Origin of the sequence: Micromonospora sp. LOL_021, assembly GCF_048060215.1 — a bacterium.
GTDB lineage: Bacteria > Actinomycetota > Actinomycetes > Mycobacteriales > Micromonosporaceae > Micromonospora_E.
This window is the reverse complement of sequence record NZ_JBHMIN010000011.1, coordinates 115,432-133,695: the sequence shown is the minus strand read 5'-3', so window position 1 is coordinate 133,695 and position 18,264 is coordinate 115,432. Positions and strand designations below refer to the sequence as shown.

At 70.5% G+C, this 18,264-nt stretch carries 18 protein-coding genes and 3 tRNA genes; 14 read left to right on the top strand and 7 right to left on the bottom strand.

Annotated elements, in window-relative coordinates:
* Window positions 1-254 precede the first annotated feature (254 nt).
* Window positions 255-1,601, bottom strand: coding sequence for a group II intron reverse transcriptase/maturase (gene ltrA / locus ACFHWT_RS10535; RefSeq protein ID WP_416594412.1), 1,347 nt, complete (start codon window positions 1,599-1,601; stop codon window positions 255-257).
* Window positions 1,602-2,578: 977 nt separating this feature from the next.
* Window positions 2,579-2,818, bottom strand: coding sequence for a winged helix-turn-helix domain-containing protein (locus ACFHWT_RS10530; RefSeq protein ID WP_416594411.1), 240 nt, complete (start codon window positions 2,816-2,818; stop codon window positions 2,579-2,581).
* Window positions 2,819-3,283: 465 nt separating this feature from the next.
* Between ACFHWT_RS10530 and ACFHWT_RS10525 the strand changes: the two genes are divergently transcribed.
* The 4 genes from ACFHWT_RS10525 (at window position 3,284) to ACFHWT_RS10510 (ending at window position 6,075) form a co-directional block, all read left to right on the top strand.
* Window positions 3,284-4,135 carry an ABC transporter substrate-binding protein gene (locus ACFHWT_RS10525; RefSeq protein ID WP_416594410.1) on the top strand — a complete coding sequence of 284 codons (852 nt, stop codon included), beginning with the start codon at window positions 3,284-3,286 and terminating at the stop codon, window positions 4,133-4,135.
* On the top strand, window positions 4,132-4,941 hold the full coding sequence (locus tag ACFHWT_RS10520) for an ABC transporter permease (protein ID WP_416594409.1): 810 nt from the start codon (window positions 4,132-4,134) through the stop codon (window positions 4,939-4,941). The genes ACFHWT_RS10525 and ACFHWT_RS10520 overlap by 4 nt, the downstream gene beginning before the upstream one ends.
* Window positions 4,942-5,013: 72 nt before the next feature.
* Window positions 5,014-5,826, top strand: coding sequence for a class I SAM-dependent methyltransferase (locus tag ACFHWT_RS10515; RefSeq protein ID WP_416594408.1), 813 nt, complete (start codon window positions 5,014-5,016; stop codon window positions 5,824-5,826).
* A 69-nt stretch (window positions 5,827-5,895) separates the two neighbouring features.
* Window positions 5,896-6,075, top strand: coding sequence for a hypothetical protein (locus ACFHWT_RS10510; RefSeq protein ID WP_416594407.1), 180 nt, complete (start codon window positions 5,896-5,898; stop codon window positions 6,073-6,075).
* A 2-nt stretch (window positions 6,076-6,077) separates the two neighbouring features.
* Here ACFHWT_RS10510 and ACFHWT_RS10505 read toward each other — a convergent pair whose 3' ends face one another.
* Window positions 6,078-6,266: a hypothetical protein gene (locus ACFHWT_RS10505; protein WP_416594406.1), complete on the bottom strand. Its 189-nt coding sequence runs from the start codon at window positions 6,264-6,266 to the stop codon at window positions 6,078-6,080.
* Here ACFHWT_RS10505 and ACFHWT_RS10500 point away from each other — a divergent pair.
* Both ACFHWT_RS10500 and ACFHWT_RS10495 read left to right on the top strand, forming a co-directional pair.
* Window positions 6,250-6,504 (top strand): hypothetical protein, encoded by a 255-nt coding sequence (locus ACFHWT_RS10500; protein WP_416594405.1) that lies wholly within the window; start codon window positions 6,250-6,252, stop codon window positions 6,502-6,504. The two genes, ACFHWT_RS10505 and ACFHWT_RS10500, sit on opposite strands and share 17 nt — an antisense overlap.
* Window positions 6,501-7,364, top strand: coding sequence for a hypothetical protein (locus ACFHWT_RS10495; RefSeq protein ID WP_416594404.1), 864 nt, complete (start codon window positions 6,501-6,503; stop codon window positions 7,362-7,364). Before ACFHWT_RS10500 ends, ACFHWT_RS10495 begins: the two co-directional genes overlap by 4 nt.
* 285 nt (window positions 7,365-7,649) lie before the next feature.
* On the opposite strand, the gene ACFHWT_RS10490 is transcribed toward ACFHWT_RS10495, so the two are convergent.
* From ACFHWT_RS10490 to ACFHWT_RS10480, 3 genes are all read right to left on the bottom strand, one after another.
* Window positions 7,650-7,724 (bottom strand) — tRNA-Val (locus ACFHWT_RS10490).
* Between the two features lie 11 nt (window positions 7,725-7,735).
* Window positions 7,736-7,806: transfer RNA gene (locus tag ACFHWT_RS10485), tRNA-Cys, on the bottom strand.
* A gap of 35 nt (window positions 7,807-7,841) precedes the next feature.
* Window positions 7,842-7,914 (bottom strand) — tRNA-Gly (locus ACFHWT_RS10480).
* 255 nt (window positions 7,915-8,169) lie between these two features.
* Here ACFHWT_RS10480 and ACFHWT_RS10475 point away from each other — a divergent pair.
* The 6 genes from ACFHWT_RS10475 to ACFHWT_RS10450 all read left to right on the top strand — a co-directional run bounded on the left by ACFHWT_RS10475 (window position 8,170) and on the right by ACFHWT_RS10450 (window position 15,325).
* Window positions 8,170-8,772: a TetR/AcrR family transcriptional regulator gene (locus ACFHWT_RS10475; protein WP_278168229.1), complete on the top strand. Its 603-nt coding sequence runs from the start codon at window positions 8,170-8,172 to the stop codon at window positions 8,770-8,772.
* Window positions 8,773-8,982: 210 nt separating this feature from the next.
* Complete coding sequence (locus ACFHWT_RS10470; RefSeq protein WP_416594403.1) at window positions 8,983-10,026, top strand: LacI family DNA-binding transcriptional regulator; 1,044 nt, start codon at window positions 8,983-8,985, stop codon at window positions 10,024-10,026.
* Between the two features lie 50 nt (window positions 10,027-10,076).
* Window positions 10,077-10,553 carry an L-rhamnose mutarotase gene (locus ACFHWT_RS10465; protein WP_416594402.1) on the top strand — a complete coding sequence of 159 codons (477 nt, stop codon included), beginning with the start codon at window positions 10,077-10,079 and terminating at the stop codon, window positions 10,551-10,553.
* Window positions 10,550-11,710: an L-rhamnose isomerase gene (gene rhaI, locus ACFHWT_RS10460; protein ID WP_278168226.1), complete on the top strand. Its 1,161-nt coding sequence runs from the start codon at window positions 10,550-10,552 to the stop codon at window positions 11,708-11,710. The genes ACFHWT_RS10465 and rhaI overlap by 4 nt, the downstream gene beginning before the upstream one ends.
* A gap of 1 nt (window position 11,711) precedes the next feature.
* On the top strand, window positions 11,712-13,847 hold the full coding sequence (locus ACFHWT_RS10455) for a bifunctional aldolase/short-chain dehydrogenase (protein ID WP_416594401.1): 2,136 nt from the start codon (window positions 11,712-11,714) through the stop codon (window positions 13,845-13,847).
* On the top strand, window positions 13,844-15,325 hold the full coding sequence (locus ACFHWT_RS10450) for a rhamnulokinase (protein WP_416594400.1): 1,482 nt from the start codon (window positions 13,844-13,846) through the stop codon (window positions 15,323-15,325). The genes ACFHWT_RS10455 and ACFHWT_RS10450 overlap by 4 nt, the downstream gene beginning before the upstream one ends.
* Here ACFHWT_RS10450 and ACFHWT_RS10445 read toward each other — a convergent pair.
* Window positions 15,248-16,270 carry a hypothetical protein gene (locus tag ACFHWT_RS10445; RefSeq protein ID WP_416594399.1) on the bottom strand — a complete coding sequence of 341 codons (1,023 nt, stop codon included), beginning with the start codon at window positions 16,268-16,270 and terminating at the stop codon, window positions 15,248-15,250. The two genes, ACFHWT_RS10450 and ACFHWT_RS10445, sit on opposite strands and share 78 nt — an antisense overlap.
* A gap of 99 nt (window positions 16,271-16,369) precedes the next feature.
* Between ACFHWT_RS10445 and ACFHWT_RS10440 the strand changes: the two genes are divergently transcribed.
* Together ACFHWT_RS10440 and ACFHWT_RS10435 are read left to right on the top strand one after the other, a co-directional pair.
* Complete coding sequence (locus ACFHWT_RS10440) at window positions 16,370-17,062, top strand: class I SAM-dependent methyltransferase (protein WP_416594398.1); 693 nt, start codon at window positions 16,370-16,372, stop codon at window positions 17,060-17,062.
* 4 nt (window positions 17,063-17,066) lie between these two features.
* A complete protein-coding gene (locus tag ACFHWT_RS10435) occupies window positions 17,067-18,251 on the top strand; it encodes a cytochrome P450 (RefSeq protein ID WP_416594397.1) in 1,185 nt (394 codons plus the stop codon).
* Window positions 18,252-18,264: the final 13 nt, after the last annotated feature.

The following is an 18,264-nucleotide window of genomic DNA, read 5'->3' as shown; positions in this document are numbered from 1 at the left end:
GCGGCTGCGTCTACGTCGCACCACCCTGCCAACGCGTCCTACCTGGTCACAGCCCTAATGGGGAGGGTCGGGAGCTGGCGCGGTGGCGTTGATCGGCGGTAGGACACGGAGCCTCGGTGACCGCACGGTTTCCCGCAGGGTCGTTCTTCTCCGTGACCGTGGCGCGATATCTGCCCCGTTTCCAGCTCCCGCCCGTCAAACCGTGCATGCGGTTCTCCCGCACACGGCTTACCGACGTTCTTCACCGGCGGCATTCAGCGTTTCCAGGCCCGGAAGGGCCTGGGTGGTACGACGATTCCATCGAGGCTGATCAAGCCCAGATGACTCGGAGAGAGCAACACCTGGGTCATCCCCCATCCCCACGCTCGGCGGCGTTTGCCCCGCTTGGACAACCACAACGCGAGTCGGGTCAGGGCGTAGTTCCTGATCTGGCCGAGCAGCAGGGCTGAGTTCCCGTAACGGAAGTACCCTGCCCATCCGCGTAGGAACAGGTTGAGTTCCTCGACGATCTGCTCGACCGGAACCAGCAGACGGGCCCGGGCCGTAAGGGAACGGATCCGGTCCCTCGCGTGCTGAACAGCCCGACGGGCGGGCCAACGGGCGAGGAAGACCAGATGCGCCGACCGGGGAGTCCGCCCGCGCACCAGCCGATTGTGGAAGCCCAGGAAGTCCAGCCCCTGTCCCCCTTCAACCAGGTGCACGATGCGGGTCTTGGCTGCCTTGGGTTCCAACCCCAGATCGCCCAGCATGACCGTCAATGCCGCCAACGCGGCGTCGGCCTGCTCCCGTGACTGGCACATCACCACCAGGTCATCGCAATAGCGGACCAGCACCCCATGCTCTGCGGTGTTCCACGCCCAGTCCATCCGGTGCAGATACACGTTGCAGAACAGCGGCGACGCCGGACCGCCCTGCGGGGTTCCGGACACCTCACGGCGCACCGTCCCCTCCTGCATCACTCCCGCCCGCAGCATCACGCGCAGAAGCTTCAGGACCGCCTGGTCGCTGACACGTTCCTCCACCGCTTGTATCAACTTCTCATGCGGGATCGCCGTGAAACAGTTGGCGATGTCCGTCTCGACCACCCACCGCGCGCCCCGCCAGGACTCATTGATCAACACCTGCAAGGCATCGTGCGCCGAGCGCCTCGGGCGGAACCCGAAACTACACGGAAGGAAATCCGCTTCAAAGATCGGCTCGAGCACGATCTTCACCGCAGCCTCCACGACACGATCACGGACCGAGGGAATCGACAACGGACGCTGCTCGCTCGTCCCGGGCTTGGGTATCAACACCCGCCGCGCCGGCAACGGACGCCACCGTCCGCCCTTCAACTCCTCGGCCACCTCATCCAGGAGCCGTTCAACGCCGTACTCCTCGACATCGGCCAGGGTGGTTCCGTCGACACCCGCAGTGCCACCGTTGCGGCGCACCGCGACCCACGCCCGCCACAAGACGTCTCTGCGATAGACCTTGTCTCGCAGCGCATGAAACCGTCGTCCCGGATCAGCCTTGGCCGACCGGTACAGCGCATGCTGCAAGGCACGAACCGAGTCCCTCGTGGACCCCGACGCGGTGGAACTAGCCTGATCGGCACTCACCGGGCCCTCCTCCCAGACACCACGCATGAACGAAGCAGCGGCCCTTCCCTCACCGGCGGTTATGTTGTCCGCCCGGCTCGATCGGTACTACGACCGCCTCCGACTCCCTCCCAGCACCCGTCCACTTCCCGGCTCCACACCGGTTATAGGACGAGCCGTCCGCGCCGATCGCAGGGCGCTTCGGCCGGGGAGGGCCTCTCCAGTTCCCGCCGTTACTGTCTCAACGTTCCGCGCCCTCTTACGCCGGGGAGTCCTTCGCGGCTGCGCCTCCAGGCTCTTCACCGCTTCCATGGCCTTCACCGTGAACCGCCCGGCTCGGCTCTCCCCCAATGTCTAACGACGCGGCAGGCTTCGCTCTCCGCTACGGACCGCTGATTTGCTCCCCCAACAGGGCTTTCGACGCTGGGCTTCGACCCGGCCCGTTTCCAGACCAAGCCGCCAGCCTGCTACCGGGCCTCCTGGCAGCTACCCGGACCGGACTCACACCGGCAAGCAACGACGAGCTTCAGACCAAGACACGACCGCTGAACGATCACCTCTCAATCACTGGACGCACCGGCTGCCGTACTAGGAACCCCGTTCGGCTGCGGGCACGCCCCTGCAACCCTAGAGATCCACCTACTGCTCTGTAAAGACATGATCACGATCTGTCACCGTGAGATATCCTGCGGCCCCGGGCCGTTGCGTAGTCGGGTGGGGGTCCTCTGAGGAGGAGTTTGCTGGCGATCGGATCCTCTTCGGAGGCGGAAAAGCGGGTGAGACCCAGTCGGTGATCATGAAGTTCCTCTACGCCTCACGACACCGAGGAAGACTTCACCCGCAGATGACATGATCTCTCATCCCGGTACTGGCCGTCACCGCGCCCGTCACCTGTCCTCGACCCGCGCCGGTCGCTGAAGGTGAACACGGTGGGCTATTGGACGTCCTAACGGATCCTTGCCGGTGCCGACTACACAACCGCAGGTACCAGTCCCTGGTCAGCTCGGCGCGTTGCTGACGTAGACGCCTCGGCCTTGGTGGCCTTGGAGGATGCCGCGCTCCTGGAGGCGTGCGAGGGCCTGGCGGACGGTCGGTGCCGAGCATTCGTACTGTTCGCCGAGCTCCGCTGTGGACGGAATCTTGTCCCCGGGTTTGAGGTCGCCGGTGGCGATGGCGGACTCGATGTCGCGCATGATCCGCCGGAAGACCGGCTCTGCGGGCTGGGAGGGGGTCGGCACGGCGGGCTCCTCGCGTAGGTGAAGCCATCGCATCACGCCTGACCTGTGTTGGCAAGTAAGTCAAGCACTCGGTGTTGACTTGTTTTACTTAGCAATCTAGGTTTTCGGTCTGGTTGAGGTACCACCTCGCGTAGGGGCTGAGGCGGGACACCTCGGCCACGGCCTGCCCTCCTGCGCTTGGGCGTCCCCCGTCGTCGAGGACGGGAGGGCAGGCCATCCCGCTCTGCCTGCTGCGGTTCCCTGGCGTCCGTGCCCTTCATTCATCCCGACATGTATTGCTAAGTAAGTGAGGTTCTGATGGTGCGCACGATCACCCGTCGCCGGCTACTCGCTGGTGGGGCCGCTGTCGCGGCCGGGGCAACTGCCTCGGCTTGCGGTCGCCAACCCGATCCCGGCCCCGCCTCCGTGCAGACGGTCAGAGTGTTGACGGGTGCCGGGTTCCAGGGGCGAGAAGCGCCGCTCCTGGTGGCGCGGGCGCAGGTCTGGTTCCGCGACGAGGGCCTGGCCGTGGAGGTGCTGCCGGGCAAGGGGTCGGGCGAGAACCTGAAGCTGCTGGCAGCCGGACGGGTCGACGTGGCGACGCTGGACGTGAGCGCCGCGATTATCGAGGCCAGCACGCCCGGCGGCGTCAGGGATTTCCGGCTGACGTCGGTGCTGCACCAGCGGAACCTGGCGTGTTTCGTCGCGTTGGCGTCGTCGGGCATTCGCACGCCAAGTGACCTGGCGGGGCGGCGGTTGTCGTACCTGCCGGGCGGCATCAACCACGTGCTGTTCCCGACGTACGCGCAGCTGGCCGGCTTCGACCCCTCGGGTGTGCAATGGGTGAGCAACCCGGTGCCGACCCAGCACGCGGCCCTGCTCGCCGAAGGAAAAGTCGACGCCATCTCGCAGTTCGTGCCGGCGGTCGAGTCGGTGCGGTCCATCGCGAAGCAGGACCTGTCGGTGCTGCCGTTCGCCGACTGGATCGGTGACCTGCACGGCTCGGCGATGGCCGTCTCTACAACGACCGCGACCAACCGCGCCGACGTGGTCCGCCGATTCAACCGGGCACTGCTACGCGGCCTGGACTACTGCATGCGCCATCCCGACCAGGCAGGCAAGGTATACGCGTCGCAGCCGGAGACGCAGGGCCAGCAGGCCCACCTCGCCGCCGCCGAGCTGACCGCGCTGCGCGGCTACGTCACCCCGGCAGAAGGACGCCTCGGTCACTTCGACGAGGCGAGGGTGGCCCGCAACATCGCGATCCTGCATGGTGCCGGTGCCATACCCGCTGGGCTGGTGCCGTCGGACATCATCGCCCCAGAACTTGTCCCATGAACCGGCCCACGCCGCCGACGCCGAGTCTCGCCTCGGCTGTCACCGCGCGGCTGTGGATGGTAGTCGCGGGAGTCTGCCCGCCGGTTCTCGGTGTGGCCGGGCTGGTCGCCGTCTGGTGGGCCGCCGTCGAGGTGTCCGGCGTGGCCGACTATGTTGTGCCACCGCCATTCGCGGTCGCCGCCGTGATCGGCGACCAGCCCGGCTACCTGTTCCACCACGCCGCCGTCACCCTCGCCACGGCGATGGCTGGCTACACGCTCGCCGCCGTCACGGCGATGATGCTCGGCACCCTCCTGGCGATGTCCCGGCCACTGGCTCGGGCGCTCACCCCGGCTCTGCTGGTCCTCAGTGTGCTACCGAAACCCGCCCTGGTGCCGGTGCTGATCATCGCCCTCGGCTTCGGCGCAGGGCCGAAGATCGTCCTGGTCTGGCTGATGTGCTTCCTGCCGATCGCCCTCGCGACCGCCACCGGCCTGACGTCCACCCCGGCGGATCTGGTCGAGCTGGCCCGATCCCTGACCGCGTCCCGCTGGCGGACGTTCGTCAAGGTCCGGCTGCCGGCCGCGCTACCGCACCTGTACTCCGGGCTGCGGATCGCGTTACCCCTCGCCCTGATCGGCGCCGTCGTGTCGGAGTTGTTCGGCGGGCTCGCCGGGCTCGGCGTCGTCATCCAGAACGCTGGAACCCGCGCCGACATGGCCTTCGCCGCCATCGCGGTCCTCGCCGCCATGAGCACCGCGATGTACGGGCTCCTCACCGCCGCCTGCGCCAGGGCAGCGCCGTGGATCCGCCACACGACCGCCTGACCCCCAGGCACGCTCACCCGGCCACCGGGTACAGCCATGCCCGCTGACCCCTAATGTCTGAAGGAGACAGCTGTGACCACGTCCACCTACCTGTTCGGCGACGCCCCACCCGACACCCGCGACGACAACGCGGTCATGCTCGACGCCCTGGCCGGCATGCTCGACCCGTTCTCCCGGCGGCAGCTGCGCCGGGTCGGAGTCCGCGCCGACGCCCGATGCCTCGTCGTCGCCGTCGGAGCCAGCTGCATCGCCGCGACCCTCGCCGAGATGGCCCCGCACGGCGACGTCGTCGCCACCGACATCGACCTCGCTCCGAGTCGCCGGCACCCCCGCGTCCGGCTGATCCGCCACAACATCGTCACTGCCCCATTGCCCGACGACGGCTACGACCTCATCCACGTCCGGCTTCTCCTCGCGCACCTGCCTGCCGACGATTGCACCGCCGTACTCACTCGGCTCGTCGACGCACTCGCCCCCGGCGGACTGCTCATCGTTGAGGAGTTCGAACCCACCTGGCGCAGCTCCGTGCTGTCCGCCCCTGACCCTGACGAGGCCGACCGGCTTTTCGCCGCCTACCACCGGGCGTTCGGGGTTGTGCTCACCGGCTCCGGCAACGACCTGACGTGGGGTCGCCGCGCGCACCACGCGATGCGCGCCCTCGGCCTGCACGTCGATACGAACGGCCACACCGGTACGTGGACCGGCGGGCAACCCGGCTGCCTCCTGCCCTACGCCACCGCCGGAGTCATCCGCGACCGACTCACCGCCGCCGGCATGACCCCCGACGACATCGACGCCTTCCGTCGACTGCTGCTCCACCCCGACCTGGTGGTCAAAGGCAACCTCGCTCTGTCCCACGTCGGCCGCGCTCCCGCCGGGAGCTGACATGGCCGCCGAGTACAGCCTCTACACCACCGCCACCGCACCGCCCGCCGATGCGCTGAAGGCGAACCGGTGACCACCCCTGCCGCCGTCGCGGTCGGCATCATCCTGCTCGCCATTGCCATCCTCAACGCCGGTAACAGCGTGGCTTGGGCCTACGCCAAGTATCGGGCCCGCAGGCTCCTCACCGCCGGGCTCCTCGTCCTCGCCGCCGTCATCATCCTGCGCCACCACACCGGCGAACCCGAATGACCCTACCCACGCCCCATGCCCCACAAGCCCGAGGCGGCGACGCCACCCTCGTCCACCACGAACAGATCGTCCTGCGCCAGCGCGATGGCTGGATCGCCATCAACACCGACTGGCACGGCTGGCACGAAATCCCGACCCTCCATTGACATCGCGACGGATTCCTTGGACAGAGCCATGCCGACCAGCGCCACCTTCCGCAGCGAAACCCTCAATCGTGAGCAGGTCATCGACCTCCTCACCCGACGCCGCACCAATCCCGTCAGCGTCCGCCTCGGCGAGCACTACCTCGTCGGCGTCGTCAGCGTCACCTACGACCCCGGACACGACCAGATCGTGCTCGACCTGGACCCCATCGCCCTGTCCGACATCCTCACCATCCTCACCACCGACCGCGCCGACCTACCCGTACCGAGGACACCCAGCACATGACCCCCTACCTCCGACTCACCACCGGCCACCGGCGACGCCTCATCCTCCAGACGCCGATCAGCTTCTACCGCCACCCCGACAGCGGGCAGCGAATCGTCGTCGTCGCCACGCACCACTACGCCGAGCCCGCCTACTACCGAGGACTCCTGCACGACATCGACTGCTACCAACAGGACGGATACGTCGTCCATTACGAGAACGCCCAGTACCAGACCCCCGGCGACGAACCCACCCAGGCAGAGCAGGCTGTCCTCGACGACCTCAACGCCCTACGCGACCTCGAAAGCGTCCGGATGGCCCCTCTCGGCTGGGTACGCCAACCCAGCCTGCTCCACCACCCCACCTGGCAGCGAAAAGACCTCACTGACCTTGACGTCATCCGTCAGGCCGGCACCGACGCCATGGCCCACTACCTCGCCACCCGACGCGCCCTGTTCGACTGGCCCGACCAGCAGGTCTGGCGGCTCAGCCGCGTCTACGCCTTCTTCTCCCTCAGTACCCGCCTGATCGTCTCCTCTGCGGCGAAGAACACCGTTCCCCGGCCCCACCGCGACCCCCGCATGCGGGCCGTGGCCCAGGTTCTTACCGACACCCGCACCGCCCTCGCCCTCGACGCCGCCGTGACGACCACCGACGACACCGTCATGATCTGGGGCGCAGCCCACCTCCCCGGCATCCATACCGAGCTCACTGCCGCCGGGCACCACCTCGACGGCGACCCACAATGGCGCGCCGTCGGCTACCTTCCCTCGATCGCCGCCTCCGCCCTGCGCTACCTCCTCCGACAACCACCCGCCATGCACCCGCGTTACCACCACGCCACGCCTGCCGCGCCCCTCGGCACCGCGCCCGCCAAGTGAGTCATCCAGGCCCCGAGCCCTGACTCAGGCCGCGTCCAGTCCGGGACCCGAGGTCAGCCGTGCTCAAGACCAGTAGCCTGCTGTGGGCGGCGCGGGACCATGTCGATCTCCCGCAAGAGTCGACCGCGCCGCCCACCACCCGAGCAGGACAACGGGTCAACGGAAGCTGTCACTCCCGGAGAGCGGTCCCGCTCCCCCTGTGAACCGACTCCAGGTAAGGGCCGGGACAGCATCAGGCCCGTTACCGGATGTCCGGCAACGGGCCACGTGACGTACTCGTATAGATGGTGGGCGATACTGGGTTTGAACCAGTGACCTCTTCCGTGTCAAGGAAGCGCGCTCCCACTGCGCCAATCGCCCTCGTTGTGACGAGGTGGAGACGGGATTTGAACCCGTGTACACGGCTTTGCAGGCCGTTGCCTCGCCTCTCGGCCACTCCACCGAGGTTGCCCCCGACGTGCTGTGGTGGCATCTCCGAGCGGACGACGGGACTCGAACCCGCGACCCTCACCTTGGCAAGGTGATGCGCTACCAACTGCGCTACGTCCGCTTGTCTCCGCTGGCCTCCCCGCCCTCGGGCGTTCCTGCCAACGGATGAGAACTTTAGCCCAGCCGTCGCGAGAGTGCCAACTCGGGGGGTGTCCGGGCGCGCCCACGGCACGATACCCGACAAAGTTCTTATATCACCCCGCGAGCCGCCTGGCTCCGTGAAATCGATTCGCCTTACCTGATCCCAGCCCCTTCCTGAGTCAGGAAATTGACTGGTAACTCATCGTATCGATGATAGTGCGTTACCGTGTTCGCCGTGACAAGACGTTCGGCCGAAGTACGCCTTGACTCGCTGCTGCGCACCGCCTGTGAGGTGATCGTGGAGCGTGGCCTGGCCAACACCCGCACCGCAGACGTGGCGGAAGCCGCCGGGGTGAGTCAGGCGCTGGTCTTCTACCATTTCTCCACCAAGGACCGGCTGCTCGCCGAGGCGTTCGCGTACGCCGCCGAGCAGGACCTGGCCCGGCTCGACACGGTCGTCCGGTCGTCCGCGGAGCCGCTGGAGAAACTGAAGAAGATCATTCGGCTGTACGCCCCGACCGGTAAGTCCAAGGCGTGGACGCTGTGGATCGACGGCTGGTCGGAGTCGCTGCGTACCCCCGCCTTGAACCGGGTGTGCCGCAACCTCGACCTGCGCTGGAAAGAGGCACTGATCAAGGTGATCGCCACCGGGTGTGCCGACGGCACCTTCCAGTGCCCGGACCCGAAGGGCGCGGCCTGGCGGATCAACGCGCTGATCGACGGTCTGGCGGTGCAGGCCGCGATGCACGACCGGGTGGTTTCCCGCCGGCAGCTCACCGAGTGGATCCGGTTGGCCGTGGCGCGCGAGATCGGCCGCAAGCCGGAGGAGCTGGCCTGATCGTCGGCCGCGTCGAAACGGTTCAAACCGCCGCTTGACCCGCTGGGCGGGCGACCCGGCCCGCTCGGGCCGGTGGTACGGCAACCGGCGTCCGGCCGACCTGCCACTGTCCGGCGACGACCGGTAGGCGGATAATCGCCCCGGGAGCGGCCTGGACGTACCGCCGGTGACCGCGCGCCGCCCGCGGAGAAGGCGGAGAAGGAGGCCTGGGTGCCGGGAGCAGGGATCAGCATCCGGGACGTCGCCTCGCGGGCCGGCGTCTCCGTCGGCACCGTGTCGAACGTGCTCAACCGGCCGGACATCGTCGCGGCCGGCACCCGGTCCCGGGTGCTCGCCGCGATCAACGAACTCGGCTTCGTCCCCAACGACGCGGCCCGACAACTACGCCGGGGCCGGGGTCGCACGTTGGGCCTGGTGGTGCTGGACGTGGCCAACCCGTTCTTCACCGACGTGGCCCGGGGCGTCGAGGACGCCACCAGCGGTGCCGGCATGCCGGTGATCTTCTGCAACAGCGACGGTGACGCCGGCAAGGAAAGCGCCTACCTGGACCTGTTGGAGGAGCAGCGGGTGCAGGGGGTGCTGATCACCCCGGTCGACGACGCCAGCGACCGACTGCTGCGGCTACGCGGTCGCGGCGTACTGGTGATTCTGCTGGACCGGCGGTCCCGCCGGCCGGACCTCTGCTCAGTCTCGGTCGACGACCGGCTCGGCGGCGAGCTGGCACTGCGCCATCTGATCGACGCCGGGCACCGACGGATCGCGTACGTCGGCGGGCCCGGGCATCTGGAACAGGTCCGGGACCGGTACGCCGGGGCGGTCCGGGCGATGACCGAGGCCGGACTCGACGAACGGCAGCTGCGCCGGTTCGATACGCCGAGCCTGACGGTGGCCGCCGGTAGGGACGCCGCCGCGCGGATGCTCGGTGTGCCCCGCACCTCCCGGGTGACCGCCGTGTTCTGCGCCAACGACCTGCTGGCCCTCGGGGTCCTGCAGGGACTGACCCGCCAGCAGGTACGGGTACCCGAGGACATCGCGCTGGTCGGCTACGACGACATCGAGTTCGCCGCGGCGGCGGCGGTGCCGCTGTCCTCGGTACGCCAGCCCCGGCAGCGGCTCGGGCAGACCGCAGCGGCGCTGCTGCTGGAGGAGGCGACCAGCCCGGACTCGCACCGCCACCGGCAGGTGGTCTTCGAGCCGGAGCTGGTGGTCCGCGAGTCCAGTCAGGATACTCGCGGCACCCGGTCGGCCGGCTGATCCACGACCTTGACAGCCCGGTTTGGTCGCTCGTATGTTTGGGTCGGCTGTTGAAACGGTTCATCCGGGAGGTGCCGGTGCGGCGGTACTGCTTCGTGCTGCGGGTCCGACCGGATCGACTGGCCGAGTACCGGGCCCGGCACGCGGCCGTCTGGCCGGAGATGCTGCGTGCGCTGCGCGCCGCCGGCTGGCATGACTACGCGCTCTTCCTGCACCCCGACGGCCTGCTGGTCGGTTATGTCCGGGCTGACGATCTGGCCGCCGCACAGGCGGCGATGGCCCGCACCGAGGTCAACGCCCGGTGGCAGGCCGAGATGGCACCGTTCTTCACCGAACTGGACGGCCGGCGCCCCGACGAGGGTTTCGTCCTGCTCGAGGAGATCTTCGACCTCGACGAGCAACTCGCCTCACTCGACGGCCCGCACCCCGGCGATGCCCGGTCGTGGCGGCTGGGCCGGCCGCCGCTGTCAGCCCAGCCGCCACGACCGGCAGAAGACCCGACTTCGCACCAGAAACGAGTGATATGACCCGCCGGATCAAGGACGCGCTTCGGGAACAGCGAATCGAGGTGCCGTCCTGGGCGTACGGCAACTCGGGCACCCGGTTCAAGGTGTTCGGCCAGCCCGGGGTCCCCCGTACCCCCGAGGAGAAGATCGCCGACGCGGCCCAGGTGCACGCGGTCACCGGCATCGCCCCCACGGTCTCACTGCACATCCCGTGGGACCGGGTCGACGACTACGCCCAACTCGCCCGGCACGCCGCCGACCTGGGGGTACGGATCGGCACCATCAACGCCAACGTCTTCTCCGACGACGACTACCGCCTCGGCAGCGTCACCAATCCCGACCCCCGGATCCGGCGCAAGGCCGTCGCTCACCTGCTCGACTGTGTCGACGTGATGGACGCCACCGGGTCGACCGACCTGAAGCTGTGGTTCGCCGACGGCACCAACTACCCCGGCCAGGACAGCATTCGTGTCCGGCAGGACCGGCTCGCCGAGGCGCTCGACGTCACCTACGCCCGGCTCGGCGAGCATCAGCGGCTGCTGCTGGAGTACAAGCTGTTCGAGCCGGCCTTCTACACCACCGACGTGCCGGACTGGGGCACCGCGTACGCGCACTGCCTGCGACTCGGCGAGCGGGCCCAGGTGGTGATCGACACCGGCCACCACGCCCCGGGCACCAACATCGAGTTCATCGTGGCGTTCCTGCTGCGGGCCGGGCGGCTCGGCGCCTTCGACTTCAACTCCCGGTTCTACGCCGACGACGACCTGATGGTCGGCGCAGCCGACCCGTTCCAGCTCTTCCGGATCATGTTCGAGATCGTCTCGGCGGACGCGCTACGCCCGGCCAGCGGCATCAACTTCATGCTCGACCAGTGCCACAACATCGAGCCGAAGATCCCCGGCCAGATCCGGTCCGTCCTCAACGTCCAGGAGGCCACCGCCAAGGCGCTGCTGGTCGACCCGGCGGCGCTGGCCGCCGCGCAGTCCACCGGGGACGTGCTGGGCGCCAACGCCGTGCTGATGGACGCCTACCACACCGACGTCCGGCCGTTGCTCCGCGAGCTGCGCGCCGAGCAGGGCCTGGACCCGGATCCGATGGCCGCCTACGCCCGCAGCGGGTACGCCGAACGGATCGTCGCCGAGCGGGCCGACGGCCAGCCGGCTGGTTGGGGTGCCTGAGATGGCCGGACACCCGCAGCCCGCCGGACAGCCGCAGACCGACCGACAGCCACAAACCGCCGGACAGCCACAGACCGCCCGGCATCCCGAGGTCGCCGCGCTGCTGGCCCGGGGCCACCGGCTGGGCGCTGACCGGCGGACCACGAACTACGGTGGCGGCAACATCTCCGCCAAGGCCACCGCCGACGACCCGGTCACCGGCGACCCGGTCGAGCTGATGTGGGTGAAGGGTTCCGGCGGCGACATCGGCACGTTGACCGACGCCGGGCTGGCGGTGCTGCGGGTCGACCGGCTGCACGAGCTGGCCGGACGCTACCTGGGCCGGCGACACGGCAAGCCGGTCGGGCCGCGACGTGAGGACGAGATGGTGCCGGCGCTCGACTACTGCCTGCACGGTCGGGGCGGCGCGGCCCCGTCGATCGACACCGCGATGCACGGCCTGATCGACGCCGCCCACGTCGACCACCTGCACCCGGAGGCCGGGCTGGCCTTCGCCACGGCGGCCGACGGGCCCGAGCTGACCCGGCGCTGCTTCGGCGACCGGGTGCGGTGGGTGCCGTGGCGGCGGCCCGGCTTCCAGTTGGGCGTCGACATCGCCGCCCTGGCCCGAGACAATCCGCAGGCGATCGGCGTGATCCTCGGCGGGCACGGGATCACCGCGTGGGGGGCGACCAGCGACGAGTGCGAAGCCCGGTCAATGGAGATCATCTCCGGCATCGACCGGTTCCTGGCCGAACACGGCCGTCCGGAGCCGTTCGGGCCGGTCCGGGACGGGTACGCGGCGCTCGCCGCCGACCAGCGGGCCGCCCGCGCCGCCGCGCTCGCCCCGCTGATCCGTGGCCTGGTCAGCACCGACGGCCGGCAGGTCGGCCAGTTCAGCGACGATTCGGCGGTGCTGGACTTCCTGTCCCGTACGGCGCTCCCCCGGCTGGCCGAGCTCGGCACCTCCTGCCCGGACCACTTCCTACGGACCCGGGTCCGGCCGCTGCTGCTGGACCTGCCGGCGGACACCCCGCTGGCCGAGGTCCGCGACCGGCTCGGTGAGCTGCACCAGCGGTACCGGGACGCGTACCGGGCCTACTACCAGCGGCACGCCGGACCGGACTCGCCGCCGATACGCGGCGCCGATCCGACGATCGTGCTGGTGCCGGGGGTCGGCATGTTCAGCTACGGGCGGGACGCCGCGACGGCCCGGATCGCCGGCGAGTACTACCGCAACGCGATCGAGGCGATGCGCGGCGCCGAGGCGGTGTCGACGTACACGCCGATCGACGAGGCGGAGAAGTTCCGCATCGAGTACTGGGCGCTGGAGGAGGCGAAGCTGCGCCGACTGCCGGCGCCCCGGCCGTTGGCCGGACGGGTCGCGCTGGTCACCGGCGGCGGGTCGGGTATCGGCGCGGCCACCGCCCGCCGGTTGTCCGGCGAGGGCGCCAGCGTGGTCGTCGCCGACCGCGACGGCGCGGCCGCCGCCGAGGTGGCCGGCGGGATCGGCGGGCCGGACCGGGCGGTCGCGGTCGCCGTGGACGTCACCGACGCCAATGCGGTCGAGGCGGCACTGGCCCGTGCCGCGCTGGTCTTCGGCGGGGTTGACCTGGTCGTCAACAACGCCGGGTTGTCGCTGTCCCGGCCGCTGCTGGAGACCACCGATGACGACTGGGACCGGCAGCACCGGGTGATGGCTCGCGGGTCGTTTCTGGTGTCCCGGGCCGCCGCCCGGATCATGGTCGACCAGGGTTTCGGCGGCGACATCATTTACGTGGTCAGCAAGAACTCGGTGTTCGCCGGGCCGGAGAACGTCGCGTACGGTGCGGCAAAGGCGGATCAGGCGCATCAGGTGCGGCTGCTCGCCGCCGAACTGGGCGCACACGGCATCCGGGTGAACGGTGTCAACCCGGACGGTGTGGTCCGCGGCTCGGGGATCTTCGCCGCCGGCTGGGGTGCTCAGCGGGCCGCCGTGTACGGCGTACCCGAGGCGGAGCTGGGCGCGTTCTACGCCCGCCGGACCTTGCTGAAGCGTGAGGTGCTGCCCGAGCACGTGGCGAACGCCGTCTTCGTACTGGCCACCGACGAGCTCTCCCACACCACCGGCACCCACCTGCCGGTCGACGCCGGCGTACCCGCGGCCTTCCTCCGGTGACCACCGACCGGGCCGCGGTGGCCGCTGTCGATCTCGGCGCGGCCAGCGGCCGGGTGATGCTCGGCGAGGTCGACCCGGACGGTGTCACGCTGACCGAGGTGCACCGGTTCGACAACGACGCGGTGCAGGTGGCCGACACCCTGCACTGGGACGTGCTGCGGCTGTACTCGCAGACGCTGACCGGGTTACGGGCGGCGCTGGCCCGCCGGGCCGACCTGACCAGCATCGGCGTCGACTCGTGGGCGGTCGACTACGGGCTGTTGGACAGCGGGGGTGCGCTGCTCGCCAACCCGGTGCACTACCGCGACCGGCGCACCGACGGGGTCGCCGACCGGGTGGTCGCCCGGCTCGGCGCCGACCGGCTCTACCGGGCCACCGGCGTGCAGCAACTGCCGTTCAACACGCTGTTCCAGCTGGTCGCGGCCGCCGACACGCCGACCCTGGCGGCCGCCGACCGGCTGCTGATGATCCCCGACCTGCTGGTCTACTGGCTGACCGGGCAGGCCGGCACCGAGGTCACCAACGCCTCCACCACCCAGCTGCTCGACGTGCACACCCACCGCTGGGCGACGGACGTGATCGCCGACGCCGGCATCCCGCAGCGGCTCTTCGGCCCGCTACGCCGGCCGGGTGAGCCGGCCGGCGAACTGCGTCGTCAGGTACGGTCCGCGATCGGCGCCGACCGGCCGGTGCCGGTGACCACGGTCGGCTCGCACGACACCGCGTCGGCGGTGGTCGCCGTACCGGCAGTGGACGGATCGTTCGCGTTCATCTCGTGCGGCACCTGGTCGCTGGTCGGGCTCGAACTGGCCGCACCGGTGCTGTCGACGGCCAGCCGGGCGGCGAACTTCAGCAACGAGGCCGGCGTCGACGGCACCGTACGGTATCTGCGTAACGTGATGGGTCTCTGGCTGCTGCAGGAATGCCTACGGCACTGGCGGGAGCGGGGCCGGCCGGTGGAGCTGGCGGCGGTACTCACACAGGCCGCCCGGCAGCCGCCGCTCGCCGCGGTGGTCGACCCGGACGACCCGGTGTTCCTGCCCCCCGGTGACATGCCGGCCCGGCTGGCCCGGGCATGCGTGGGCAGCGGTCAGCCGGTGCCGGACTCGCCCGCCGCCGTGGTCCGCTGCGTCGTCGACAGCCTCGCCCTCGCCCACCGGTCGGCGGTACGTCAGGCGGCCGAACTCGCCGACCGCGAGGTGACCGTGGTGCATCTGGTCGGCGGCGGGGCCCGCAACGAACTGCTCTGCCAGCTCACCGCAGACGCCTGCGGGCTGCCGGTGGTCGCCGGTCCGGTCGAGGCGACCGCGCTCGGCAACGTCGTGGTGCAGGCCCGCGCCGCCGGCACCGTCCGGGGTGGGCTCGCCGAGCTGCGGGCGGTGATCCGGCGTGGTCGTCGGCTACGGACGTATCTGCCCACGGCGGCCGGCGCCAAAGCCTGGTCGGCGGCGGCCACCCGGGTCGGCCTGCCGGCCTGAGCCGAAGCGACCGGTCCGGCCGGCCCGGCTCGACGGGCTCCAAGTGCCGAACGGTGATGCACCGGCACCGGCGCCGGCCGGCACCGCGTCGTCGGGGTCGGCGAGGCCGCGCATCAGTCGGGCCCGGACCCGCAGCAGCAGGCCGAAGCCGACGAAGACCATCGCGCCACCGGCGACGAACCAGGCGACCGGGATACCGGAGGCGTCACCGGCCGGGATCGCGTCCACCGGCTGCGGGCCACCACCACCGGACCCGGCCGGTGCGTCGCCGTCCGGCACCGCAGCCCCGGGCTGGCTGTCCACCGGCTCCTCGGCCGACTCAGGCGGCTCGGGATCCGAGCCACCGGGCTCGCCGACCACCGGCAGCGTCGCCGCAGTGTCGGTCAGCAGCTGCGTGTTCTCGTCGTACGCCTCGACGGTGAAGGTCACCTTGCCCTCGGCGTCGTCGGCGAAGCTGAACTGGTACTGCGCGGTGACCGTACGGTCGGCGCAGAGGATGCCGGGATCAAGCTGCACGTCGGTCAGCCGCGCGTCGTCACCGTCGGTCTGCACGTCGACCGCGAACGCCGCGCCCTGCTCGACCCGGGCCGCCCGGATCTCGTCGAGGCCGACCCCGTCCGAGCGCAGCACCAACGACCAGCGGACCTTCTCGCACTCACCGCCGAGGTTCCGGCTGACCACAACGGTCATCTCGACCGGCCCGGCACCCGCGACCGCCTCGTCCGGCAACTCGGTGACCTGCGCCCGGTAGCCACCCTGGGCGAACGCCGGTGTCGCCGCGGTCAGCACCAGTCCGGCCACTGCGGCCAGCCCGACCCCGACCCGGGCCGCGATTCGCCCCACCCAGCTCACCACCTTCTCCGGGTTGCCACCCGGCATCCGTACCGTGTCCACTGGCCACGGTACGGCCGTACCGGTGGACCGGACAGGGTCCGTTCTTCTCACCCAGTGCAAACTGAAACGGGTTAATTCACCACCTGTGGTGAACCGGTAACCGCTGGCCGCGACCGGCGCTCGCCGGACCGGCCGGGCACAATCCGGATGGTGACCACTGATCTGTCCAGCGCCGAGCTGTCGACCTTCGTCCGCGCCCATGCCCGGCTCGCCCCGGTGGCCCACGTGCCGGAACTGCGGCTCTACCAGGCGGCCGAGCCGATCGGCCTGTGGGAACTGACCGAAGGTGAGTTCCGCAGCGAACAACCACCGCCGTTCTGGGCGTTCCCCTGGGCCGGCGGTCAGGCGTTGGCCCGGTTCCTGCTGGACCATCCGCAGACCGTCGCCGGCCTGCGGGTACTGGATCTGGCCAGCGGCTCGGGGCTGGTCGCGATCGCGGCGGCCAGGGCCGCAGCGGCGACGGTACGCGCGGTCGACGTGGACCCGGTGGCCGGCGCCGCCGCCGGACTCAACGCCGCCGCGAACCGGGTACGGCTGGACGTCACCGTCGCCGACCTGCTCGACGGCGATCACGGTGATGCGCAGGTGGTGCTGGCCGGTGACGTGTTCTACAGCGAGGCGATGGCCGCGCGGGTGCTGCGCTTCCTGCTGGCCGCCGCCGCCGACGGAGCCCGGGTGCTGGTCGGTGACCCGGACCGGGCGTACCTGCCCCGGGAGCGGTTCAATGAGCTGGCCGACTACCAGGTGCCGGTGCCGCCGGCCTTGGAAAGCGTACGGGTACGGCGTACCCGGGTCTGGCAGCTGCGCCCGCCGGTACGCCGGCCAGGGCGGGCGCTAGCGTGACCGGGTGCTGTTCCGCAACTGGGAGAGGGTCGACGACCGGTGGCCGCCGGTGGTCCGGGTCGCCGACCACACCGGTGCCCCGCATCTGCTGGTGACCCGGCACGCCCTGGTCCGTCAGGTGCTCGCCGATCCGGCGACCTTCCGGCCGGACAACGCCCTGGACGCGGTCACCCCGGTGCCGGTGGCCGCGCTGCGGGTGCTGGCCTCGTACGGCTTCCGGCTGCCGCCGACGCTGGCGAACAACGGCACCGCGAGCCATCCGGCGATCCGGGCGGTGGTCGCCGAGGCGCTGCACCCGACCCGGGTCGCCGCCCAACGGGACTGGCTGGCCGGGCTGGTCCGCGAGCGGGTGGCCGGGCTGGCCGCCAACCTGGCCGCTGGCGGCCGAGTCGACCTGTACGCCGGGCTGGCCGCCGACCTGCCACTGCTGGTGCTGGCCCGGCTGGTGCAGCTGCCGCCGGCCGCGACCGACACGGTGAAACGGTTCGCCCGCGCCGCGCTGGAGCTGTTCTGGGCCCCGGTGGACGCCGACCGGCAGCACGAGCTGGCCCACACGGTGGGCCGGTTCCACACCGTGCTGCGCGACTTCGCGGTGACCGGCGGCGGGCTGGCCAAGTCGCTGCGCGACGCCGGTCAGCCGGCCGACTCGGTGGTCGGGGCGCTGTTCTTTCTGCTGGTCGCCGGGCAGGAGACCACCTCGCAGTTTCTGACGCTGCTGCTGCACCGGCTGGCCGGCGAGCCGGCGGTGCTCGCCGGGCTCGCCGACGGCTCGGTCGGCGTCGACGATGTGGTCGAGGAAGGGCTGCGCCTGGTGCCGCCGATCGTCACCTGGCGGCGGCGGGCCGCGCTCAACACGACGGTGGCGGGCGTGCCGGTGCCCGCCGGGTCGAGCGTCGTGCTCTGGCTGGCGGCGGCCGGCCGGGACCCGGCGGTGGTGGCGCGGACCGACCAGTTCGTCCCCGGCCAGCCGGGTTCCCGCCGACATCTGGCCTTCGGCGCGGGGGCGCACCGTTGCGTGGGGGCGCAGCTGGCCAGGATGGAGACGGCGGTGGTGGTCGAGCAGGCGGTGCCGCTGCTCACCGGCGCCGAGGTGGTCCGGGCGCCGTGGTCACCGGACAACCTGTCGTTCCGGATGCCGGACGCGCTGGTGATCCGGCGGCCGCCACCGGACACCGCCCCGGCCGGCTGACGCTGACCCTGCG